Origin of the sequence: Olivibacter sp. 47 (assembly GCF_030372825.1) — a bacterium.
GTDB classification, from domain to species: domain Bacteria; phylum Bacteroidota; class Bacteroidia; order Sphingobacteriales; family Sphingobacteriaceae; genus Olivibacter; species Olivibacter oleidegradans.
Window position 1 is genome coordinate 2161646 of record NZ_JAUCNR010000001.1, and the last position, 24278, is coordinate 2185923.

Here is a 24278-nt window from a genome sequence, read left to right on the forward strand (position 1 = left end):
TCTTGATATGATTAAAAATTTCGTTTCTCGCGTTTTGCTGTATTTATTGCTTTTTAGCCAGAGCGCTATTATTGCAAACGCGCAGGATAGCGTGGAACAAATTTTAAAACCACTTGAGGCTTGGGCCAAAGAATATCCGTCAGAAAAAGTACACTTACATATAGACAAGCCTTATTATATGGCCGGTGACACGATTTGGTTTAAGACCTATACTGTCGTGGGAGCATATCATCAACTCTCTTCGTTAAGTGGAGCCGTTTATGTCGATCTTATTTCTTCAACTGATTCGGTAGTTTCTTCACTTAAGTTACCACTCATTGCCGGTATGGCTAAGGGCAATATTAGTTTGCCTGTAGAATTAAAAGCAGGAAACTATCGTTTAAGAGCATATACGCAGTGGATGCGGAATGCTGACAGCGATTACTTTTATGACCGCATCTTATACATCGGTGCCATAAGCCCTTATGGAATTCAAACCCAAGCAACGTTGCAATTTGATGAAACGGAAGACAAAAAACTTAGTGGGATGCATATCCGGTTTTTTGATGGAGAAGGGAGGCCCCTGGTCGAAAAATCAATCGAATACTTCATACGCACGGAGAGCGAGTTATTGAACCAGCGAAAGGGTAAAACGGATGAAGAGGGACGATTAATGGTGCCATTGAGTGAAAGAAGTTTACGTGATTCAGTTACGGCTTTTATTGTAAGCGAAATTCGGCTAGATAAAGAGAAAGTAGCGACAAGCATTTTTCCGATAAATTTACAATATGATCGGGCCGATGTCCAGTTTTTTCCTGAAAGTGGTGATCTAGTGGCGGGTGTTCCCAATCGGATCGCTTTTAAGGCAATAGGTGTGAATGGCCTGGGTGTCGAGATAAAAGGTGAAGTGTTGGATGAAAATCAGCAAATTTTAACAACATTTAATAGCGTGCATGCGGGTATGGGGCAGTTTATGTTTACTCCCGAAAGTGGAAAGCAATACAAGGCTCAAGTTGTATTTCAGGATGGTAGCACAAAGCAGCTTTCGCTTCCCAAGGTAAAGACTTCCGGATATGTGCTGTCGGTGTATTCACAGGCTGCAACGGATACAGTGCTTTTACGTATTATGTGCAGTAACGATCGATTGAAACAACCGATAAGTATTGTTGCACAAGCAGATGGAGAAGTGTTTTATGCAACTGATTTAAGCCCTAATCGTCCACTAAACAATTTATATGTGCCGTTGACACAAGGTGTTTCAGGAATTGTCCAATTCACTTTGTTTAGTCAAGGGCAAGCTTTGAATGAACGGATTGCTTTCATAGAGCGTAGCGATAATTTAAATATATCCCTCGCGAATTTAAAGGATAGTTATAAGCCAAGAAGCGAGCAAAACTTTAACTTGAGCGTGCTCGACAATGAAGGACTGCCAGTTTCAGGAAATTTTTCCTTAGCTGTTACCGATGAAAGTCAAGTTCCTGTTAAAGAAGAGCAAGAAACCACCATTCTCTCTCAATTATTATTACAAAGTAATTTAAGAGGATATATCGAACAACCAAATTACTATTTTACCAATATAACTGATGAAAAGCGTGATCATTTGGACCTGTTGCTGATGACGCAGGGGTACCGCCGTTTTATTTGGTCGGATTTGCTGGCCGACAAGTTGAAAAAACCGATTTATCCTCCCGAGAAAATGGTATCCTCCATTAGCGGGAAATTGCTTACGCTCCAAGGTAAACCGGTTGTTAATGGTAAAATAACGTTGCTTTCCGTGGCTGCAAATATTACACTCGAAACTATTACAGACACAGAAGGTGTGTTTGTGTTTGACAGTCTATTTTTAGCCGATAATATAAAATTTACCATACAAGGGCGTTCCGAGAAAGGGAGTGATAAAGTCGAACTCGTTTTGGAAGGGATTCCAAGTTTAGGCGTAACCTATAATAAGAATACAGCTGATCTATCACTAAATATTAATCAACAACTTGATACATACTTTTCGAGTACAAAAAAACATGATGATGCATTAGCCAAGGTGGGACTTGAAAGTAGGCTCATTAAATTAAATGAGGTCATTGTAAACGCCAAAACGGCTAAATCATTGCCGCGATCTTATAATCTTAACGGTCCGGGTAGAGCTGATCAGATAATATCAGCGAGCGAGCTAGGGACTTGTCCAACGCTAAGGGCCTGTTTGGAAGGACGCCTACGAGGCGTTGTGTTTAGAACAGAACAAACTAGCATAGGGCCTGTCACTTTTCCTACCTCTACGCGGGGTGGAAAAATGCAGGTTATTATTGATGGGCGCATACTTGATCTTCATAGCGACGGAGATTTACAGGACTTGGTAGGTATTTTTGAACAAAATTTAATAGATCCTACTCAAATTTTAAGCTTGGAAGTACTGCGATCACCCTCGCTCACTAATATATATGGAGGCGGGGCTGCTACCGGAGTCATCTTAATCAATACTAAGGGATGGTCACCAACGGAACGTACCGATTATAGTACGAAGCTCTATGCGCCGAAAGGTTTTACATCAACGCGTGAGTTCTATTCCCCTAAATACGGTGTGTCAGAAAGAGCGGATATCTTGGCTGATCAACGTAGTACCGTGTATTGGAGTCCGGTAGTATCGGTTAATAAAGAAGGTAAAGCAAGTGTAAGCTACTTTAACACCGGTAACGAGGGTAAATATCGAATAGTAATAGAGGGAATTGGTGCTAATGGGCAACTGGCGAGAGGGGTTTTTCACTATCAAATAGCGAAATAATATAAAAAACTTGACAAGTGTATTTGATACATCTATCTTTGTCTCATCATAATTTAGGTTTATAATTGGTTAGCTAAGGTCTCCAATCTCCCCGGTTGGAGACCTTTATTTTTTAGTCAACACTGCATTAATTTACGAAGCATTCTTTTCTAAACCTTTACTTCTTAAACCTTTTAACATTTTGATTAAAACCGGAGCGGTAGCGATAAGGACAATTAAGAAAATGATTTTCTCCAAATTGTTTTTTATCCATTCATTTTCGCCCAACAGGTAACCTGCTGTTACTAAAACACCCACCCAGATAAAACTACCGGCAATGTTGAAAATTGAAAATTTTCGTAGGTCCATCTTCACTATACCGGCCACAATTGGAGCAAAAGTCCTCACAATAGGCATAAATCGAGCTAAAATGATGGCGCCGCCGCCTTTCTTCTCATAGAATTCTTGCGCCTGTACGATATACTTCTTTTTAAATAAAAAGCTGTCCTTTCGTTTAAGAAGTACACTTCCCGAGCGTTTGCCTGTCGAATAGCCTAAGAAATTACCTAAAATGCCTGCGATGGATATTAATAAAATCCAATATAAAAGACTCCATATGGAATCTACATCCGGAAGTGTATTGTTTGCTAAAATCATCCCGGTTATAAAAAGGAGCGGATCGCCGGGAAGAAAAAATCCGAGTAAAATCCCTGTTTCTGCAAATACAATAAATAATAAAAGATATAAGCCTCCGTTCTCCATGATCCACTCAGGATTTGTGAGGTTTTGGAAAAAATCAAAAATTTCTGTCATGAACGTAACTTCTAAAAATCAGTTTTCAAATAAGCACCATGGGTCAAGAGAAGTAGTTTTACGTTTTCTCTGAGCGTTAAAAGTTTCGCTTGTTAAAATAATTTATATAGAGAGAGAAAATCGTAATAGAATGGTTTATACCATATTGATGTATAAAAAATCGAAAGCGGATGTATAGGAGTTAGTATAGATTCCTGAAAAGAACTTAAACAATTCAGTATGGTATTTCTATATTCTTTGTGGGCTTGTTTTTTTGTCTGCCGGGAGGGTGTTATTACATCATCAAGGGCATAGTCCTGTATAACGAATCCGCTAAACTGATTTACGCTTTGAACAGGTGTTTTATTATAAAAGAAAAAAGAGCTTAATAAGAAACTGGATACGCAAATAAGGATTAAATAAAGTTCCCTTTTGCAAACAATTTTTTCTCTCTGGAGCAACATTCCTTTCTAACGCAAATTTTATACGCTGCGAATATAACAATACTTTATGAGATTATGTTTGTATGCGTGAATAGAACTGTCTAATAATCGTCGTACTTGCACACGGTGCCAGGCAGTAGCTGGTTAATAGTTAATGTAAGGTTAATGACGGTTCACACTCGTTTTGTAAAGAATCATCTGATGGCAAGTCGTTACTCACAATTTACTAAGTACTTGCAATTTTATCTAGAATGCTTTTTTTTGTAAAGCAATCAAACAAAAAACGGATTTAGAATGTAGTCAAAATGTTACGGATTCCGGGTTATTCCGGAAAGTCGATTTCGCCTTCGGCAAACTTACATAACTGATCAAGCATGTCGCTTAGTTTTGTACCGGATTCTGTTAGTGAATACTCAACACGTTGCGGAACTTCGTGTATGTTATTACGACGGCGAATCAATTTGTAATGTTCAAGATGTTTTAATCGATCTGCTAAAATATTATCGCTTATGTGCTTTAAATCTTCTTTTATGCTCGAAAACCGAGTGTTTCCTTCTTCGATGCTGAACAGAACATCAGTCAGCCATCGTTTACTTAATAAATGTAAAAGTTCATTCAAGGCGCATTTTTCCTCTAGATAGGTCTGGTTGTAATAATTTGTTGAGCTCAGTTTTCTCATAAAATTATTTTTGAAAGCTAATATAGGGTTTTTGGTAGAAGTGGCTATGATAGTAGCTGTAACAAAACCGCTAAGAGTATTTATTTTCTTTATAACACACATATAAAATAGTAGACAAAAAATGAAGTACAGAAAACTTGGAGAGACAGATTTAAACCCTTCAGTTATAACTTTCGGTGCTTGGGCCGCCGGGGGATGGATGTGGGGAGGAACGGAAAGAAAAGATGCAATAGATGCCATCAAGGCTTCCTACGAGTTAGGTGTAAACACGATTGATACGGCACCGATTTACGGGCAGGGAACAAGCGAAGAAATCGTAGGCGAAGCCATTCAGGGATTACCGCGCGATAAGGTCTTAATTCTTACGAAATTTGGCATGCGATGGGATTCGATACAGGGCGACTTTGCCTTCAAAAGCAAGGACAATAGTGGGAAAGATATCGATATTTATAAATATGCAGGTAAAGAGAGCATTGTGAAAGAATGTGAAGACAGCTTGCGTCGGTTACGAACCGATTACATTGATCTTTACCAAATTCATTGGCCTGATAAAACCACAGCCATCGAGGAAACGATGGAGGCTGTTGCCCAATTGATAAAAGACGGGAAGGTTCGGCATGCCGGTGTTTGTAATTACAATGTTCCGCAAATGGAAGAAGCCGAACGTACATTGAAACTTGCTTCTAATCAAGTTCCGTATAGCATGGTGAAGCGGGATATTGAGCAAGGGATTATTCCGTACTGCCAGCAGCATCATAAGTCCATTATTGCTTATAGTCCACTAGAACGTGGCTTGTTAACCGGTAAGATGAAGCCAGGTCATATTTTTGGTGAAGGGGATCATCGTGCAGGACTTCATTATTTTCAAGAGGAGAATTTAAAAAGAACAAATGCGTTTCTAGAAAGTATCAAACCCTTGGCAGATGATAAACACATTTCTTTAGGGCAGCTTGTTCTCCTTTGGACATTAGAACAGCCAGGCATTACCATTACCCTGGTCGGGGCTAGAGATACGCAGCAAGCGGTTCAAAATGCAAAGGCTGTCGATAGCACGATTTCAACCGATGAACTTGCATTTATTACGGAGAAATTGAGTCAGTTACAGCTAGCCGTCTAATGATGTTAATAACGTCTGTAGTAAAGATCCCTACAGACGTTTACTTAATTAGGTGTTTTAACCGCAGATTTCCTTGAAAATGTAGCTTATTTGCTCTACAAATTTTTTGGTATGCAAACCCGAGGGATCTAGGTCCGGATCCAAAATAGTAAGTGTCATTCCGGCAACTTTTGGACTATCGAGCAAAGGAACAAGTAATTCCACTAATTCTTCGTAAGCCAAACCATCAGGGCTTCTACTGTCTACTGCTGGCATCAACTTATCGTTCAGTACATCGACATCAAAATGAATCCAAAAACCGGACAATTCTTCTTTTTCGACATGATTTAAAAAGGAGGCAACACAAGATTGAATGCCCCTTGACCTTAGTTGGTACAATGGAATATAAGTCGCCTTTGATTCAATAATGGCCTGCTCATACCAATCTACGTATTCTCTATTTCCCACGCACCAAACATGTTGCTCGTCGATGTAGGGTTTCAAACTTGATATATTGGTCATCTTTTCGGGCCCACGACCCGCAGCGAAAGCTGCCGCCATGCCACCTGCACCGCCAGTTTGCGATAAAGAAGGCCAAATAAAGTCAGTATGGCCATCTAAATAAAATAATGCATGGCGGCCCCGTTCAGCCAAAGCTAATAACGGCCCCAGTAAAACGCTGCAATCTCCACCTAGAACGAAAGGGAATACGGAATCTTTAATTTCCTTTTCAAAAAAACGCTTTTGAGTAAGTGCATAATCGACGATAGCATCGGCATTGCGAACCCCGCTTTCCTTATCTAAATTCATCGTGTAGGCCGGAGCCTCAAGCCTAGTAACCCGTATGCTGGGAATGCTGTCGTATAAACCCCATTGTTTTAACCAATTGGGTAACATCCTTACCCCCGGCTCGTGCCCCGGATAAGGTTCTTTGAGCCCTAAATTAGAAGGACATTCAAGAATATAAACGTTTTTCATTGAATATTCTAAGCGGTAATGAAGTTATGATGTTATCATACAAATCCATGTCTCTTTTGTATTTGCTTACTTAAGTTAAATGTAAATAATATTAAGTTTGTTTTTTATGGTTAATTATTTTAAAATTGTATAAAGCCTAAAAATCTGTATTAAACTGACTGTTGGGTATAAAAAAGAGATGAGAATTTTTTATTTCTGCCATCTGTCAGGTTAGCGGGCGATGAACTAGTATTTAGAAGCTGTTTTAAGAACTGGTCGTTTTTATTTAGGCAGTTACTGGATAATGATACATAAATATAATTGCTCCTCAAGCATAGATGGACATTGAAAATCAGGTAACTTTTCAAATCAGCGTAAATTGAGTAAGATATAATGAATTACGGTAAAAAAAGATGCTTCCTTTTCCTGCTATTCTTAGCCGTAACGGGGAAGGTGTTGGCACAAGCGATTCCTGTACCAAAATCACACTTTGGATTTTCAATCGGTGATGATTATCAACTGGCAACTTATCAACAATTGGAAAAATATTTTCAGCTGATCGACAAACTTTCGGATCGGGTACAAACGTTGGAAATCGGGAAAACCGAAGAAGGGCGAAGGCAGTATATCTGGGTGATTTCATCTCCTGAAAATTTAAAAAAACTCAGCCGATATAAGGAAATTTCACAAAAAATGGCACGCGCCGAAGACCTTTCCTGTGAAGAGGCAAAAAAACTAGCCATGGAAGGTAAGCCGGTGGTATGGATAGACGGTGGGCTGCATGCCAATGAGACGGTTGGCACTCGTCAGCTGATCGAGACTTTCTATCAGTTAGTTAGTCGCAATGATGCTGAAAATAAAGCCATATTGGACGGCGTTATTATTCTACTTTCGCAGGTAAATCCGGATGGACAAGAATTGATGAGTACCTGGTATATGCAAGAGCAGGATCCCAAAAAGCGTAACATGCATATCCCGCGATTATATCAAAAATATATCGGGCACGATAATAACCGCGATTTTTTCATGATGAACATGAAAGAAAGTACGCATATTGCGCGCCAGCAGTACATTGAATGGATGCCTCAAATCGTTTATAACCATCACCAACGCGGACCCGAAGGTTCGGTTTTAGCGGGCCCTCCTTACCGTGATCCTTTTAATCACGTATTCGACCCATTGATCATAACCGGCATAGACGGTGTCGCGGCGGCTATGAACAATCGGTTAAATGCGGAGAACAAACCTGGTTATACACGTCTAAGCGGCTCTGTATTTTCTACTTGGTGGAACGGTGGACTAAGAACAACTCCTTACTTTCATAATATGATCGGGATATTGACCGAGATTATTGGCAATCCGACACCCGAAGAAGTGCCGGTAATACCAACACGTTTGATACCGAATAATGCAACTCCCAATCCGGTTACCCCACAAACTTGGCATTTTAGGCAGTCAATTGACTATTCACTTTCGTTAAACTACGCCATCTTGAATTATGCGCAGCGGCATGGAGATGAACTGCTTTATAATATATACCTGATGGGGAAAAATGCCATAGAGAAGGGACGTAGAGATAATTGGACACTCTTGCCACGTTACGCAGATTCTATTGCAATGGCTTATAAAAGAGACAAAGGCGAGAAGCAATTAAAAGGCGATACAATTCCTAGGCACTACTATGAAGCTGTTCTGAAAAATCCTGCCTTTCGAGATGCACGGGGTTATATTATTCCAGCTGATCAATCAGACTTTCCTACAGCGGTGAAATTTGTTAATGCGTTAATCAAATCAGGTGTACTAATACATAAGGCAAAGGCAGATTTTTCTGTGGGGTCAAAGCGCTACCCTGCAGGGTCTTATATCGTAAAAACGGCACAAGCCTTCCGCGCGCATGTGTTGGATATGTTTGAACCGCAAGATCATCCGAACGATTTTCAATATCCCGGTGGCCCACCGGTAAAACCATATGATGCAGCTGGATGGACTTTAGCGTTTCAGATGGGAGTACGCTTCGACCGAATAACGGATGCTTTTGATGGGCCATTTGAACGTATTGCTTACGGTTTGTTACAAGATCCACCTGTCAAAGAGCTTGCTTCTTCCAAACAGGGGTATTTGTTGGATGCTAACGTAAATGACTCCTTTACCGCCGTTAATGATTTGCTGAAAGAAAATATAAAAGTTTACAGAACACAGGCCGTCACGGAGGGAATGCCTGCCGGTTCTTTCTATGTAGAAACAAAAGAAAGTGCTTTATTACAGAAAGTGGTGAGTAAGTATGGTGTCATGGCTAAAGCAGTTTCTACAAAGCCAAAAGATCTTTTGAATATCAAACCCGGTCGAATCGCTCTGTTCGATTATTACGGTGGCTCCATACCTTCCGGTTGGGTGCGTTGGATCCTGGAACAATTTCATTTTGATTTCCAGCTTGTTTATCCGAAAGATATAGACAAAGGTCAGCTGCACAGAAGATTTGATGTTATTTTGTTCATCGGAGGTGGAATGCCTCCTTTACCAACTATAAAGAATAGCAGTCGATATCTACGAATGCCATCAAAAGAGGAGGTACCCGTGGCTTATCACCATATGTTGGGAAGCTTAAGTGTAGATAAATCTATTCCTCAACTTAGAACCTTCCTGAAGGAAGGAGGTAGGATTGTTACCGTCGGCAATGCAACTAATTTAGCCTACCATTTTAAACTGCCCGTAGAAAATGCCTTAAGTGTAAAAAACGATAACGGGGAATCGATGACCTTATCAGGTGATAAATTCTATATACCCAGCAGCATTTTAACGGTTCGTGTTGATACCACGCAGACACCCAATTTTGGCATGCACGCTTATGCTGATGTGGTTTTCAACAATAGCGAAACATTTCGGATCAAAAATGAGGGCTTGAGTCAAATAAAACCTTTGATGTGGTTTGATACCGATAAAATACTTAAAAGTGGGTGGGCTTGGGGACAGGCATATCTTAAAGGAGGTATTGCTGCGTTTTACACCACAGTAGGAAAGGGCTCTTTTTACGCTTTTGGGCCGGAAATTACCAACAGAGGGCAGGCACATGGTACTTTCAAATTATTGTTTAATGGGTTGTATAAGTAGTGCGCGTAAGTGTTCAAAAATCGTTTTGCTTTAATCAATTATAAAAATGTATACCTTGCTTCAACAAACTCTTATTTTAATCTCGTTTTAAAAAAAAGAAAATAGGATTTAACATAAAGTAATTCGTGAAATCGGTCCGTTGTTTCGCTTTTTTCTGAGGATTATTTTGTGGCGGATCAAAAAATAGTATATTTGGTTTCTCCAATTATATAACCATGACCAAAAAAATACGTGATTTAACGTCTTTGGTTCACCAAATGGCGATTACTAATACCGAAGGTGTCTATATTGAGGTATTTAATATTTTATTTGAACCGATTAGAAAATTTTCTTTCGGTTTTCTGAAATCATGGGAATTATCAGAAGAAGTGGCAAGTGATGTTTTATTCATGCTGTGGGAGAAGCGCCAGCAACTATTGGAGATAAAGAATGTGAAGCATTACGCTTTTGTAGCTGCAAGAAATAAATCACTGAATGTATTGAAGCAACATACGGGGCGCGAGCTACTGTCACTCGATGAGGTGGATTTTGATATTCAAATAAATACGCCAAGTCCTGAAGCTATATTTATTCAGGGAGAGATGAAAGCAAAACTAGAACAAGCTATTGCTTCTTTACCAAAGCAATGTAAATTAGTTTTTCAACTGGTGAAAGAGGAGGGGTTTTCCTACAAAGAAGTAGCTGATATTCTAGGGTTGTCCACAAAGACGGTGGATGCACATTTGGTAAATGCCATGAAAAAATTAGCTCATATTCTTAAGGCCGAATTTAAGCTGGCATAATCCGTTATAACCTTCAACCATTTCGTCACTACTCTACTATCCGCGTTAAGCAATAGGGTTTGCAGTATGTTAGTACTGTTGCTACTGTCATTATCGTGATTCAACAACCCAACAATTTCCAGATCGTTTATACGCAAAAGTCATAGTTTCATTAGGGATTATTCAAAGATTTCTTGTCTATAGTGAATATATAAGTTATAAACCGTATACGATTAAATCATTTTCATGTCAATTTTGAAACCTTGTATCCAACTATTATGGATGACTATAACTGTACTAGCATTCGGTTGTAACAACGAAGACAGAAACGACCAAACCGGCGTTGACTGGCCGGTATATGGGGGGAACAATTTTGGGAATCGGTATTCGCCACTTAATCAAATCAATACAGAAAACGTGCAATACCTCAATGTAGCGTGGGAGTATCAAACGGGAGAAAACAAATCAGGTGAACGACCATTCGAAATCCAATGCCAACCTATCATAGTAGATGGCGTTTTATACGGAACCACGCCTCAATTGAAGGTTTTTGCACTAAATGCTGCAACAGGAAAAGAAATATGGGTTTTTGACCCCTTTAAAACAAGCGAACCGCAATATCATGCCAATCGAGGTTTGAGTTTTTGGGAAGGAAAGGGAGCGAAGCGCATTCTTTTTACTGCCGGCTCCTTTCTTTATGCGATAGATGCCTATACAGGTCTACCTGTTACTGAATTCGGCGAGGCCGGGAAGGTAGATCTACATAAAGGCCTAGAAGAAAATTTATCACATGATATAAGTAACCTATTTGTAATTGCCACATCACCTGGTATTATCTACAAAAATACCATTGTTATGGGATCGCGCGTTTCAGAATTTGGCGATGCCGCTCCTGGACATATACGTGCGTATGATGTATTATCGGGAAAAATTAAATGGATTTTCCATACAATACCCCAACCGGGAGAGTTCGGTTATGATACCTGGCCGAAAGATGCCTATAAAAAAATAGGTGGGGCAAACTGCTGGTCGGGCATGGTGTTGGATAGCAAAAGAGGGGTTGTGTATTTGGGAACGGGATCTCCGTCCGTTGATTTTTATGGAGGAGATAGACATGGCGCCAACCTCTTTGCTAATTGTATTTTGGCTTTGGACGCGGAAACCGGGCGTCGTATTTGGCATTTTCAAACAATCCATCATGACCTTTGGGATCGTGACTTATCGAACCCTCCTAATTTGGTAAGGGTTAAACATCAAGGTAAATTAATAGACGCTGTTGCACAAGCAACAAAAGACGGAGTGATTTATGTGTTAGATCGTGATAGTGGGAAACCACTTTTTCCGGTAGAAGAAAGGCCTGTACCTACCAATGGGGCCATGCCAGGTGAGCAGCCTTGGCCTACACAACCATATCCTGTAAAGCCTAAGCCCTTTTCCAGGCAATTTTTTACAAAAGAAGATTTCAATGATATGACAATGGAAGGCTACCAATTTGTTAAAAAGAGATTTGAAGAAACGCGATCAGGAAATAAATTTATACCACCAAACAGTGCAGGTTCAATAATTTTTCATATAGGAGGAGGTGCGGAATGGGGTGGAACAGCTGCCGATACCGAAGGCATATTGTATGTTAACGCAAACGATATGCCGTGGGACTTAAAAATGATGGACCTGGCAACCGGTATGGCGCAACAAAAAGAAGAGAAAGTAAGCAGAGGCAAAGCGTTGTATCTGGCCAATTGCGCCGTATGCCATGGTGTTGACCTGAAAGGCAGCGGGAATAAAAGCTACCCAAGCTTATTAAATATAAGCGAACGTGCTAATAAAAAAGACATATTTGATATTATGAATACCGGTAAAGGAATGATGCCTTCGTTTCGACATATCAATGTGTCGAAACAAGCGGCCATCGTCAGCTTTTTACTGAAAGACAATATAGCCGCCCAATCAGAAGACTTACATCAACAGTCAAATTTAACAAATAAGCAAGCTGACGAAAAAAGCGTATTTCCGTATGTCGCCCCTTACGTTAATAACGGACAGGTCCAGTTTCGTACACCTGACGGGTATCCAGCTGTAAAACCCCCTTGGGGAACTTTAAGTGCAATTGATCTCAATTCAGGAGAATTTTTATGGCAGGTTCCACTGGGTGAATACCCTGAATTAAAGAGAAAAGGAGTGGCTCCAACCGGCACAGAGAATCATGGAGGCCCCATTGTCACAGCGGGGGGCTTGCTTTTTATTGGAGCAGCGCAAGACGAGCTCTTTCGCGCCTTTGACAAAAAGTCCGGAAAGATTCTTTGGGAGTTTAAATTGCCCGCCGGTGGTTTTGCTACTCCGGCTACCTATGAAGTTAACGGAAAGCAGTATGTTGTAATTGCTGCAGGCGGTACAAAATATGGAAAAAAACCAGGTGGCTCATATATGGCATTTGCACTTCCCGATTAACTTCTTTGCTGTTAGGTATATACGTAGTCGCCATTGTTGTAGTAGCGATGCAAACGTTAGCTGTTAAGTTGACAAATAGTTAGGTAGTTATAGAAATTGATAGCCACTGCTTTTTAATATCAAAAGTTATTAGGGAATTTTTAAAAATTTATTGTCTTTAATAGTAAGAACCAATAAACAGAACGAAAGACTAATCATAAACCGCAAGCTTTAAAAAATGGCATGCAACAGGGTGAATAAATGTATTGTTAACTATTATAAATTAATAACTATGACAAGATCGGAATGATAAAAAAAATGAGAAGTGCGCCAACACCTCTCATTTGACTCCTAGAACTAGCTTAACACTATTCTTCAGATTTTTTAACAATTATGACCAAAGCTATGAAAAAAAAAGAACTAAACGAAAGAGTTCTTCCTGGAAGACTTTTTGTTTACTTTTTTACAAAAACCAAATGTTTATTACGTTTTTACTGTTTTTTTCTTCTCTTGCTTTTTTCTCTAAACAGTATAGCCAACACTGATCATCAAGGCGAAAAAATTGATCTGGTGGTGCAAAATGTAAAGCTCAAAAATGTGTTTCCATTACTTGAAAAAAAGGGTAAAATACGGCTTATGTACAGCGAAGAGAACGGCGTTTTCGAAAAGCCGGTTTCTATCAGTGCAAAAGATATGCCTGTTATGGAGGTGCTGGCTCGTCTGCTGCTTAATACTGATTTAGAATATATGGAGTTGAAAGACAACCTTGTCGTGGTGAGGAATAAGTTGCATCAGCAAAAAACAATCAGTGGGTTGGTCAAAAGTGCTTCCGGCCAACCGCTTGCAGGTGTAAGTGTGTTAGTAAAAGGGGCGCAAGGGAAAGGGACACGGACTGCTGCTGATGGTTCTTACACACTTGTCGTCTCAGCTAATGCCGTCCTTGTATTTACCTATCTGGGTTATGTCTCACAGGAAATCAGTACGACCGCGAAAAATAGATTGGACGTTATATTGCAGGAAGATGCGCAACAACTGGGTGAAGTTATTGTAACCGCCTTGGGAATTAAGCGCGAAAACAAAAAATTGGGCTACTCGGCTTCTGCTGTTGATCCTGAACAGTTAACTGAAAATCGGACAACTAATTTTGGGAACAGCTTGTCGGGAAAAGTGGCGGGATTAAATGTCTCTCCTTCTCCAACTGGACCTGGAGGCTCTTCCAAAATTCGTTTAAGAGGACAATCCTCATTTGGAGGCAATAACTCGCCTTTGATCGTTGTAAATGGAGTACCGATTAATAACGCACCGCAAGGCGGAGCAAATGGAGCAAGTGGCGGTAATACCGGTGAAATGAATACCGATTTAGGAGACGGTCTACAGAGTATTAATCCGGATGATATTGCCTCGCTTACGGTATTGAAAGGAGCGGCTGCGGCCGCGTTATATGGGTTCAGGGCTAAAGATGGAGCGATAATTATTACAACAAAATCCGGGAGCGATCAACAAGCCGGAATCGGGATCAGTTACACCTCAAGCTTTCAGGCAGACCAACCATTAGATTATACGGATTTTCAATATGAATATGGTCAAGGTGAGTATGGTATTCGCAACGTAACCTTAGCGGACGCTAGACGAACCGGTGTCTGGAGCTTCGGTCCTCGATTTGATGGCCTCCCTATGATGCAACATGACGGGATCGAACGCCCTTACCTTCCTTACAAAAACAGGATTAAAGATTTTTACGATATGGGTAGGACTTTCACCAATTCGTTAGCCGTTTCGGGAGCTAATGAGAAAGGTAATTTTCGAGTTTCTTTTGCTAATACCAAAGCGAATAGCATTGTTCCTAATTCTGATTATAATAAAAAAATATTTAATATTGGCCTTAACTATAACCTTAATAAAGAGCTTTCTGTTCAGGTAAATGCCAACTACTCCAATGAATTTAACAACAATCCGCCTGTTGTTAATCAACAAGCTTTTAATGTTAACCAAACCGTTTATACGCTTGCAAACAGCATTGATATGAAATGGTTGGAAAATGCTTATAAAGACCCTGTCACCGGGAATGAAATCAATCCCGCGCGATTTACGGATAGAACCAATCCTTATTGGTCTATTAATGAGCGCTTTGAGACACAAAAGCGCGATCGTTTATTCGGTAATATTTCTTTGCGTTACCAGTTTAGGCCTTGGTTGTGGGCTCAGGGACGGGTGGGACAAGACTATTTTACCAATGTGCGGCATGCTAATCGGCCAACGGGAACGGCCATGCTTCCGGTAGCACCCACCGGGTTTAACGGCAATTATTTTCAAAACACCAGTACCTTTCGCGAACGGAATATCGACTTTTTGGTTGGCTTGAACCACCAGATAGGTCACTGGGGAGTCGATGCTACTTTTGGTATGAATTCAATGGATCAGAAATCGGAGGGAATGGGAACATCTGTCACCAATTTCTTTATTCGCGATCTTTACACAATCGATAATGGGCAAATAAAGAATCCGGTTTACTCACTGTCACACAAAAGAGTCAACTCCGTTTTCGGTACGATAGACTTTTCTTTTGATGAGTTTTTGTTTTTAAACCTGACCGGTAGAAACGACTGGTTTTCTACGTTAAATCCGGCCTCCAATAGCGCATTTTATCCTTCTGCCAGTACTAGTTTTGTTTTTAGTCAAATTTGGTCATCTAAACCTACTTGGCTGGATTTTGGAAAGTTTAGAGCGTCATATGCTGAAGTAGGCGGCGATACCAATCCATACACCAATAGTCTTTACTACAATATTGAGAATAATCTCTTTAATGGCGTTCCTTTAGGTATTATCACATCAGCCATAAGTCCCAATGCCAATCTACGTCCTCTTACCGTCAAGGAGACAGAATTTGGTATTGATTTTAAGCTTTTTGACAATCGTTTGGCGGTAGACATCGCCGCTTACAACAAGTTAACCGAGGATGAAATCTTAAATGTCGATATCTCCAACGCATCGGGATATGGGCAGACACTTGTCAATGTTGGTAAACTACGAAATCGGGGACTTGAAGCGTCTATTACTGTAACTCCGGTTCGAAAGGAGCATATTAAGTGGGAATCCATCGTAAATTATGCGTACAATAAGAGTAAAGTATTGCAATTAGCGGATAACCAAACTCGTTTTGACGTAGGTACCGGTGAGTATATTGGTATCGTTTCCCATGAGGTTGGCATGCCAATGGCCTCTTTACGCGGGGTAGACTATTTGCGGAATGCCCAGGGAGAAATTATCACATCGAACGGTCTCTTTTTACCCGGAAGCATTGTAACTTATGGAAGCGCTATACCACCTCATACCGGCGGATGGCTAAATACAGTAACCTATAAGGGTATCCGCTTTTTTATGCAAATCGATTTCAAGGCGGGCCATAAAATGATCTCGAATTCAAACTTCAACTGGACGCGCCATGGCCTGCACAAAAATAGTTTAGTCGGCCGTGAAGGAGGTGTTGTTTTTGACGGTGTAAATAACGATGGTTCACCTAATACTACTGCTGTGGAAGCGGAATTGTTCTATAGCCAATATCGCTCCGGAAACATAGCAACCCCCTTTGTTTATGACGCAGGTTTTATACGTGCGCGCACACTTTCCGTTGGATACGATTTTAGTAAGTTTTTGAAACATACCTTTATTAAGTCGATTAATGCCAACGTATTTATCAACAATCCTTTTATTATCCACAAGGCAGTGGATAATTTGGATCCGGAAACACAGTATTCGGCATCAGATCTGAATTCCGGATTAGAAACACATGCCTTGCCAACCACGCGTACTTATGGACTGAATCTCAATGTTAATTTTTAAATGAATTCATTTTATGAAAAAGATTTTAGTACATCTTCTAATGACGGCCGTTTTGTATGCCAGTAGCGGATGTGATAAGAATTTTGAAGAGATCAATACAAATCCTTCGCTGGCGAGTGATTTAGAGCCAGCTTATCTTTTCTCAAATGCACAACGTTTATCGGCTATTGCATCTTATCACTACCAGGGCGAAATCGTGCAACAAATTAATACACCTTACGGGGGACTTTTAGCAGCAGGGAATCGGAATATTATAAATGATCAACACGCTAGTGAAGCCTTTAATGCCATTTACACAGGGCCAATTAGATACTTAATTGAGGTGACCAATAAAACAGAAGGAAAAGAAGAGCAACACAACTTGTATCACATGGCACGTATTTGGAAAGCGTATTGTTTTCAGCTACTTGTGGATACTTATGGCGATGTGCCTTACACGGAAGCCGGGCTGGGGTATACACAAGCCGATTATTTGCCTAGATATGATCCGGCGGAAGCGATATATGATGCGATTATGAAAGAATATATCGAGGCAACAGATGCCTTGGATCCGACCAGATCGAGTATTGGTTCTGCTGATTTGTTTTACGGAGGTACAATAGATCGTTGGAAGCGATTGGGAAATTCTCTTTTGCTTCGCCTAGGAATGCGTTATACAAAAATAGACGAAGAAAAAGCGAGATCGATCGTTGCTACAGCAACTGATCCTGTGAGGGGAGGTGTTATGCAGTCGAATGAGGACAATGCGCTTATTCAATTTAATGCCATGTATACAAATGGTACATCAAACGCTTTATTAGGAGGAGAGCGTGCCAATTATTACATCGGCAAGCCGTTTGTGGATTTTTAAAAATAATAACGACCCGCGACTTCGGTATATAGCGGTGAAATATGAATTACCTGCGAATCCGCTGGCAACTGCCGGTGCTGCTAATACAAATCCGGCAGATCAACAGGGCATGCCTTATGGTTATGACGAAAGTTCCATTGAAACGGCACCGGATTATCCAGGCAAAATAGGATCAGCATGGGAGTATTCTCAGTTTAACCGTTCCACGGTAATGCGTATAGACGCACCTGAATTCTTGATCTCTTTTTCACAAACACAGTTGTTATTAGCGGAGGCGGCTACTAGGGGATACCTTCCTTCCGGTAATGCGCAACAATATTACGAAACCGGTATTAGTGCGCACATGGAGCAGGCGCCTTTATTTGGGAATATGCCTAGTATTACCGCAGAAGAAAAGGAAGTTTATCTTCATAGTCCGAATATCGCTTTTACATCAGAAAGAGCGCTTGAACAGATTAATGAACAATATTGGGTCAGTTCCTTCCGAAATTGGTCAGAAGCCTGGGCGAATTTTAGACGAAGTGGCTATCCTCGGCTTAACCCTGTAAACTTTCCTTCCCAAGACCCATCGATCCCAGGTGCCGGAGGATTTATTAGGAGGCTTGTATATCCACTGCGGGAAATTTCTGTCAATGCAGTGAATATACAGGAAGCAATTAACAGAATGGGGGGTAATAGTTTGGGAACACACATTTTTTGGGATCAAGGTAATTAAAGAAATCACAAAATCTAGGATAAAGTAATAACCGGAATTATGAAAAATATCATTCAAGAAATCAAAGAACAAACACGTATTGCTGAATGCACACAACGACAAAAAGCATTGGTAGAAAGTAAATCACTCCCAAAGGAAGAACCTAGACGGGATTTTTTAAAAAAAATGGCATTGGGTGGCCTAACTCTAGGTGGTTTAGTGAGTTTGCCAATAGAAGAAACCTTGGCGCATACAACCTCACGGGTAAATAGAAATTCGGCACCTTCAGATTTAAAGATAACTGACATGCGTTACTGCGTAACCCGTGTAATGGGACGTACAGCCATCATTCGTATTGATACCAACCAAGGCATCTATGGTTTGGGCGAAGTGCGTGACGGTGCAGATGAGCGCTATGCTTTATTTTTAAAAAGCAGGATAATAGGCGAAAACCCATGCAATGTAGAAAAGATATTCAGAATGATTAAGCAGTTTGGAGGAGATTCACGACAAGCAGGAGGCGTTTGTGCCGTAGAAATGGCCCTATGGGATATTTGTGGGAAGGCCTATAATGTTCCAGCCTGGCAGTTGTTGGGTGGTTTATACCGAGATAAAGTGCGGTTGTATGCTGATACACCGGAAGCCAGCTCAGTGGAAGAACAGAAGAAACTCATCCAGTATAGGATTGAGGAACAGGGTTATACCTGGCTAAAGATGGATGTATCCATAGGAGAACTTAGGGGCAAACCCGGCACCGTAGTAAACAGTAAATTCTGGGAAAATAACCAAGGACGATTAGCGCAATGGGGAGATAATAATTACATGGCGTATGCTAATCGCATGCATCCCTTTACTCAGATTCAGATAACAGATAAAGGCCTGGAAGAACTTGCAAGGATTGTAGAAAACGTGCGCGGTATGGTTGGTTATGATGTTCCCATATCGACGGACCATTACGGCCATTTTGATTTAAATAATGGTATTCGTTTAGGCAGGGCATTGGAGAAATACCGATTGGCTTGGTTGGAAGACGTGGTGCCGTGGCAATATACTGAACAATGGAAGTCAATCACGGAGGCAATAGAGACCCCGACCATAACGGGGGAGGATATCTATTTGCTAAGTAATTTTAAAAACCTAATCCACAATCGAGCCGTAGACTTAATACACCCGGATTTAGCCTCTTCGGGAGGTCTTTTAGAGACAAAAAGGATAGGTGATTACGCGCAGGAATTCGGAATAGGTATGGCCATGCACCAGGCGGGTACGCCTATTTCTTTCATGGCTAACGTACATTGTGCCGCCGCTACAGAAAACTTTTTGTCGCTCGAGCATCACTCGGTCGATGTGCCTTGGTGGGAAGATTTGGTAAAGACAACGGATGGAAGAAAATTAATTGAAAAAGGTTACGCTAATGTGCCTTTAAATGCACCTGGACTCGGGATTGAGTTAAACGACGAGGTAGTAAAAGAGCATTTAATCGAAAAGGATAAATCTTATTTTGAACCAACGCCACAATGGGATGACCGAAGGTCCCATGACCGCACTTGGAGTTAGTTAATTTGTTTGTTGTTGAATAGTAAAATCGTTGGGTGGTTATACAATACCACTCAACAACTATACTATACAATGTCTTTACATTAAGAAAAAAATAAATACGCCTTAGGGAGTTTTAACGAAACCATTGTCTTTATAATTGAGAGCGTCAATTGGTATGCGTAAAGATACTCCCGAATTTTATGAATGACAATAGAATCATTGTGCTATTGACCCGTAAGATGGCGGGCGAGATTAACGAATTAGAGCAGGAAGAGCTAACGAAGTTGTTAAGTGAGAGTCCTGAAGCAATATACTATGACGAATTTGTAAAAGAGTTATGGTCGCAAGATACCGTTCAAAATAGCGATCCGCAAGCATTTTATCAAAGGCATAAGGCAAAGCACCAGCACAAATTCGATTTTGTTGCGGAAAAAGATGATGAAAATTCATTTAATACCAAGCTGGAAAAACGATGGTCACTTAGGAGAAAATGGTTTTTTTATAGTGCTGCAGCTTCTGTAATAAGTGTCTTGCTGATTGGTTTTTTTTGGCGTCGATATTCTGACCAAGATGCCTTGGGTAATCGAATCGAAATTGTGGCGGAAAAGGGCATACGTAAGCAGTGGATTTTGCCTGATGGTACTAAAGTATGGTTAAATGCAGATAGTCGTTTATCTTATAATGATTTTAAGGATGCGAGGCGTCGTTTGGTAAGTTTGGAAGGAGAAGCGTACTTCGATGTGGCTAAAGATAGAAATAAACCGTTTATAATCAGAACCGAAGAAATATCTATCCGGGTATTAGGCACGGCGTTTAACGTAAAGGCTTATCCAAAGGAACAGAAAACGGAAGCTACATTGATTAAAGGTGCGATAGAGTTATCTGTCAATAAGAGGCCGAAAGAACGAATAGTGTTAAAACCGTCAGAGAAAATAGCTGTAATAAATTCTAAGCAGGCAATGGATAAGCAACCGAATTCCGTAATTGTGACAATAGGAAATTTATCAAAAGTACACGTGGAGGATAAGGAGTATATTCAGGAAACTTCTTGGATTGATAACAAGCTGATCTTTAAAAATGAAACGATGGAGGAGTTAATTCCAAAATTGGAAAGATGGTATAATGTGAATATCCAGGTCAGTGCTCAAAAAGTAAAGAGTTATCGTTATACAGCGAACATTGCCGGAGAAAATATTACCCAGTTGTTAAATGCAATGCAGTTGATTAAACCATTTCAATATAAAATAGAAGATGATGAAATAATAATCTATTAATATATGGGATGACGGGAAGTGTACACACTTCTAACTTATTCCTCCATGTATGTCTAGGCCTTCGTTAGCCGATACACTGGGATTTTTAACCACAATGTCCTATGTTATAAAAAATAAAAGGCGCTATGAAAATAGTTTTCTATAGATGCTTTAGTGCCAGGTTTATAATTCTTTAACAGCTACTCGCAAAAAGGCTCACATCGTTTTACTATTAAATACAATAATTTAAACAAACAAATCCTTTTTATGAAAAAAATTATCTTAAGCTATTTAGCATTTGTTTTTTTTGTTTCAACGGTATTCGCTCAACAAGTTGGATCGTCTCCTGAATATATCACCGCATTAACTTCACAGTGGAAGGGCGAGCGGTATCCCGATGGACGTCCAAAGATTCCTGATAATCTTTTAGAAAGATTAAAAAAATATCCATGGAGCAAGCTTGGGGATATTTAAGAAGCCAGAAATATAATAACCAGTTTGAAGCCAATTGGGAGCTGATTATGTACCCTGATCAGGTAATGGTCGGAAGGGCTGTTACGGCGCAATATATGCCTGCCAGACCCGACCTTGTCGAACAGATTAAGCAGCAGGGATTGAAAGAAAAACGATCTACTCAAGGAGGTACAAATACTTGGCCCATTGATGTACTCGTACCGGGTGATGTGTACGTTGCCGATAGTTATGGTAAAATTATCGATGGAACATTGATTGGGGATATGCTTGGAAATACCATTTATACCAATTCAAAAAATGGTGTTATATTCTGGGGTGCCGTACGAGATATGGACGGGTTAAGTCAAATAAAAGGTTTCAACGTATGGGCAAAAGGACAAGATCCCTCGTATATCATGGAAATGACCTTAACAACTATTAACGCACCCATTCGGATTGGCAGAGCAACGGTACTTCCGGGAGATGCCGTTTTGGCGAATAAATATGGAACTATATTTATTCCTTCGCATCTTGTAGAGGATTTAGTAATCAGTTCTGAATTTACCATGCTAAGAGACGCTTTCGGAGCCCAACGATTAAGAGAGAAAAAATACCTCTCCGGACAGATCGATAGTAAGTGGACAGACGATATTAAAAACGACTTTATCAATTGGTTGAAAAACTTATCAGGTGACGAACTGCCAATGTCTAGAGAAGAATTGGATGCCTATTTAAAAAATCGGGATTTTTACTAAACTGCTTTCGGACAAGTTAAAGGAAAAAAATGTATAAATATCTGATAATATCGGCTATGGTTTTGATGAGTTGTTCAAATAAGGCTAGGCAATCTAATCAGTTAGCCGTTAAGGAAGCTGTAGAGGATTTTCGTCAAACCATGCTTCATCCCGATCAATCGAAGTTTGAGGCATTAACATCGCCACTGCTAACTTATGGACATTCGAGTGGTTTAATTGAGGACAGAGAAACTTGTATCGCTTCTATGGTGAATGGAAAATTCAAATTCTTGCAGATTGATTTAACGGAGGAAAAAATTGACATAGAAGATAAAACAGCGATTGTAAGGCACCATTTCTTTGCCCGTACGCATGACGCGGGTAAGTCGCCCGGAACAGTTAATCTGAAAGTACTCCAGGTCTGGCATTTGCATGAGGGGCACTGGCGTTTACTGGCCAGACAGGCTGTGCGAATATAATGGCCTCTGTCAGAACGTATATACACAATCGGGCGAATTCCCGTTTCTATAGTATTCAATTATAAATTCTACTCTAATGATTAACACATTAGCTCCCTCCCGCTGGTATCGAATTATTCCGATTGTCTTTATCACCTACAGTTTAGCTTATCTCGACCGTGCTAACTTTGGCTTTGCCGCCGCCGGTGGTATGGCAGAGGATCTGAAAATTACACCTAGTATATCATCCTTGTTAGGGTCGCTTTTCTTTCTCGGTTATTTTTTCTTTCAGATACCGGGAGCACATTATGCAGCACATAAAAGTGCAAAGAAATTAATTTTTTGGTCGCTTATCCTATGGGGTATTCTGGCAACAGCCACAGGCATGGTTAACAATGTAAACTTACTCATTGTTATAAGATTTATGTTAGGTGTGGTAGAAAGTGCGGTAATGCCCGCTATGCTTATTTTACTAAGCCAATGGTTTACAAAAGAAGAACGTTCAAGGGCAAATACCTTCTTGATACTCGGAAATCCGGCAACAGTTCTTTGGATGTCGGTACTTTCAGGTTACCTTATCCATGCCTTGGGTTGGCGGTGGATGTTTATTCTACAAGGCGCACCCGCCATAGTTTGGGCTTTTGTTTGGTGGAAAATGATTGACGAAAAGCCAAACGAGGCAAACTGGCTAAATACTGAAGAGAAAAAGAGTATTGAGAGTCGTTTGCAGGAGGAACAGCGAGCTATAAAGCCGGTAAAAAACTATTTAGAAGCATTTAGATCAAAGACCGTTATCTTATTATGCCTTCAATATTTCCTTTGGAGTATGGGCTTATATGGCTTTGTCATGTGGTTGCCTTCTATTATTAAAGCAGCTCCGGACATGGATATTGTGACAACGGGATGGTTATCGTCGGTGCCATATCTGTTAGCGATTGTGGCCATGCTTGCAGCCTCCTATGCTTCTGATAAAAGCATGAATCGAAGACTCTACGTTTGGCCTTTTCTATTAATCAGCGCTTTAGCTTTTTATGGTTCTTTCCTTATAGGCACCACTAACTTTTGGCTTTCGTTTTCTTTGCTGGTAATTGCGGGTGGATCTATGTATGCTCCTTACGGACCTTTTTTTGCGGTAATCACCGAAATTTTACCCAGAAATGTATCAGGGGGGGGCGCTTGGTCTGATCAATAGCATGGGAGCCTTAGGTTCTTTTGTTGGCGCTTACATTGTTGGATATCTAAATGGAGTTACACATGGTTTTGGGGCTTCTTATATTCTGATGGCAGGTACATTGTTGTTATCTTCTATCTTGACACTAATAGTCATAAAACCCGTCAAAAGTATCTAAAAGGCACAATAGTAAGAATTAGAAAAAAGGCAAGTTAAATTGAGGTGACCTGTAAATAAAGGCAGGCCTTACTTCTATTGTAAATATTTTTATTTTATTTGTTAGATTAAT

The 24278-nt window shown here is 40.3% G+C and carries 17 protein-coding genes; 14 read left to right on the plus strand and 3 right to left on the minus strand.

Annotation, left to right across the window (positions count from 1 at the left end; genetic code table 11):
• Nucleotides 1-7: 7 nt before the first annotated feature.
• On the plus strand, nt 8-2755 hold the full coding sequence (locus QT327_RS09290; protein WP_130857655.1) for a TonB-dependent receptor: 2748 nt from the start codon (nt 8-10) through the stop codon (nt 2753-2755).
• Nucleotides 2756-2887: 132 nt separating this feature from the next.
• Here the strand turns inward: QT327_RS09290 and QT327_RS09295 are convergent, their stop codons facing one another.
• A complete protein-coding gene (locus tag QT327_RS09295) occupies nt 2888-3547 on the minus strand; it encodes a DedA family protein (RefSeq protein WP_289552670.1) in 660 nt (219 codons plus the stop codon).
• A 744-nt stretch (nt 3548-4291) separates the two neighbouring features.
• The gene (locus tag QT327_RS09300) at nt 4292-4648 is read right to left on the minus strand and encodes a winged helix-turn-helix transcriptional regulator (protein WP_013666027.1); all 357 of its coding nucleotides are present in this window, start codon (nt 4646-4648) and stop codon (nt 4292-4294) included.
• A 121-nt stretch (nt 4649-4769) separates the two neighbouring features.
• Here QT327_RS09300 and QT327_RS09305 point away from each other — a divergent pair, with 121 nt between their 5' ends.
• Complete coding sequence (locus QT327_RS09305) at nt 4770-5765, plus strand: aldo/keto reductase (RefSeq protein WP_130857654.1); 996 nt, start codon at nt 4770-4772, stop codon at nt 5763-5765.
• A 57-nt stretch (nt 5766-5822) separates the two neighbouring features.
• Here QT327_RS09305 and QT327_RS09310 read toward each other — a convergent pair whose 3' ends face one another.
• Complete coding sequence (locus tag QT327_RS09310; protein ID WP_130857653.1) at nt 5823-6722, minus strand: arginase family protein; 900 nt, start codon at nt 6720-6722, stop codon at nt 5823-5825.
• 372 nt (nt 6723-7094) lie between these two features.
• Between QT327_RS09310 and QT327_RS09315 the strand changes: the two genes are divergently transcribed.
• The 12 genes from QT327_RS09315 (at nt 7095) to QT327_RS09370 (ending at nt 24010) form a co-directional block, all read left to right on the plus strand.
• Nucleotides 7095-9809 (plus strand): M14 family metallopeptidase, encoded by a 2715-nt coding sequence (locus tag QT327_RS09315; RefSeq protein ID WP_289552671.1) that lies wholly within the window; start codon nt 7095-7097, stop codon nt 9807-9809.
• A 215-nt stretch (nt 9810-10024) separates the two neighbouring features.
• Nucleotides 10025-10591, plus strand: a complete 567-nt coding sequence (locus tag QT327_RS09320; protein WP_130857651.1) for an RNA polymerase sigma factor — start codon at nt 10025-10027, stop codon at nt 10589-10591.
• Between the two features lie 225 nt (nt 10592-10816).
• Complete coding sequence (locus tag QT327_RS09325) at nt 10817-13018, plus strand: outer membrane protein assembly factor BamB family protein (RefSeq protein WP_130857650.1); 2202 nt, start codon at nt 10817-10819, stop codon at nt 13016-13018.
• 615 nt (nt 13019-13633) lie between these two features.
• Nucleotides 13634-16837 (plus strand): SusC/RagA family TonB-linked outer membrane protein, encoded by a 3204-nt coding sequence (locus tag QT327_RS09330; RefSeq protein ID WP_289552673.1) that lies wholly within the window; start codon nt 13634-13636, stop codon nt 16835-16837.
• Nucleotides 16838-16850: 13 nt separating this feature from the next.
• The gene (locus tag QT327_RS09335; protein WP_289552674.1) at nt 16851-17687 is read left to right on the plus strand and encodes a SusD/RagB family nutrient-binding outer membrane lipoprotein; all 837 of its coding nucleotides are present in this window, start codon (nt 16851-16853) and stop codon (nt 17685-17687) included.
• On the plus strand, nt 17674-18402 hold the full coding sequence (locus tag QT327_RS09340) for a SusD/RagB family nutrient-binding outer membrane lipoprotein (RefSeq protein WP_289552676.1): 729 nt from the start codon (nt 17674-17676) through the stop codon (nt 18400-18402). Before QT327_RS09335 ends, QT327_RS09340 begins: the two co-directional genes overlap by 14 nt.
• Nucleotides 18403-18441: 39 nt before the next feature.
• The gene (locus tag QT327_RS09345) at nt 18442-19938 is read left to right on the plus strand and encodes a mandelate racemase/muconate lactonizing enzyme family protein (RefSeq protein WP_130857647.1); all 1497 of its coding nucleotides are present in this window, start codon (nt 18442-18444) and stop codon (nt 19936-19938) included.
• Nucleotides 19939-20120: 182 nt separating this feature from the next.
• Nucleotides 20121-21194, plus strand: coding sequence for a FecR family protein (locus QT327_RS09350; RefSeq protein WP_130857646.1), 1074 nt, complete (start codon nt 20121-20123; stop codon nt 21192-21194).
• 246 nt (nt 21195-21440) lie between these two features.
• Nucleotides 21441-21647, plus strand: a complete 207-nt coding sequence (locus tag QT327_RS09355) for a hypothetical protein (RefSeq protein WP_289552678.1) — start codon at nt 21441-21443, stop codon at nt 21645-21647.
• Nucleotides 21623-22381, plus strand: a complete 759-nt coding sequence (locus tag QT327_RS09360; RefSeq protein WP_289552679.1) for an RraA family protein — start codon at nt 21623-21625, stop codon at nt 22379-22381. The genes QT327_RS09355 and QT327_RS09360 overlap by 25 nt, the downstream gene beginning before the upstream one ends.
• A gap of 29 nt (nt 22382-22410) precedes the next feature.
• On the plus strand, nt 22411-22839 hold the full coding sequence (locus tag QT327_RS09365) for a nuclear transport factor 2 family protein (protein ID WP_130857644.1): 429 nt from the start codon (nt 22411-22413) through the stop codon (nt 22837-22839).
• A 76-nt stretch (nt 22840-22915) separates the two neighbouring features.
• Nucleotides 22916-24010 (plus strand): MFS transporter, encoded by a 1095-nt coding sequence (locus QT327_RS09370; protein WP_289552680.1) that lies wholly within the window; start codon nt 22916-22918, stop codon nt 24008-24010.
• Nucleotides 24011-24278: the final 268 nt, after the last annotated feature.

Bases quoted from the DNA above. Each gene is read 5' to 3' on its own strand.
- QT327_RS09355 (WP_289552678.1), top strand. From the start codon at position 21,441: ATGAAAAAAATTATCTTAAGCTATTTAGCATTTGTTTTTTTTGTTTCA.
- QT327_RS09335 (WP_289552674.1), top strand. From the start codon at position 16,851: ATGAAAAAGATTTTAGTACATCTTCTAATGACGGCCGTTTTGTATGCC.
- QT327_RS09305 (WP_130857654.1), top strand. From the start codon at position 4,770: ATGAAGTACAGAAAACTTGGAGAGACAGATTTAAACCCTTCAGTTATA.
- QT327_RS09300 (WP_013666027.1), bottom strand. From the start codon at position 4,648: ATGAGAAAACTGAGCTCAACAAATTATTACAACCAGACCTATCTAGAG.
- QT327_RS09350 (WP_130857646.1), top strand. From the start codon at position 20,121: ATGAATGACAATAGAATCATTGTGCTATTGACCCGTAAGATGGCGGGC.
- QT327_RS09370 (WP_289552680.1), top strand. From the start codon at position 22,916: ATGATTAACACATTAGCTCCCTCCCGCTGGTATCGAATTATTCCGATT.
- QT327_RS09330 (WP_289552673.1), top strand. From the start codon at position 13,634: ATGTACAGCGAAGAGAACGGCGTTTTCGAAAAGCCGGTTTCTATCAGT.
- QT327_RS09315 (WP_289552671.1), top strand. From the start codon at position 7,095: ATGAATTACGGTAAAAAAAGATGCTTCCTTTTCCTGCTATTCTTAGCC.
- QT327_RS09320 (WP_130857651.1), top strand. From the start codon at position 10,025: ATGACCAAAAAAATACGTGATTTAACGTCTTTGGTTCACCAAATGGCG.
- QT327_RS09295 (WP_289552670.1), bottom strand. From the start codon at position 3,547: ATGACAGAAATTTTTGATTTTTTCCAAAACCTCACAAATCCTGAGTGG.
- QT327_RS09360 (WP_289552679.1), top strand. From the start codon at position 21,623: ATGGAGCAAGCTTGGGGATATTTAAGAAGCCAGAAATATAATAACCAG.
- QT327_RS09365 (WP_130857644.1), top strand. From the start codon at position 22,411: ATGTATAAATATCTGATAATATCGGCTATGGTTTTGATGAGTTGTTCA.
- QT327_RS09325 (WP_130857650.1), top strand. From the start codon at position 10,817: ATGTCAATTTTGAAACCTTGTATCCAACTATTATGGATGACTATAACT.
- QT327_RS09310 (WP_130857653.1), bottom strand. From the start codon at position 6,722: ATGAAAAACGTTTATATTCTTGAATGTCCTTCTAATTTAGGGCTCAAA.
- QT327_RS09345 (WP_130857647.1), top strand. From the start codon at position 18,442: ATGAAAAATATCATTCAAGAAATCAAAGAACAAACACGTATTGCTGAA.
- QT327_RS09290 (WP_130857655.1), top strand. From the start codon at position 8: ATGATTAAAAATTTCGTTTCTCGCGTTTTGCTGTATTTATTGCTTTTT.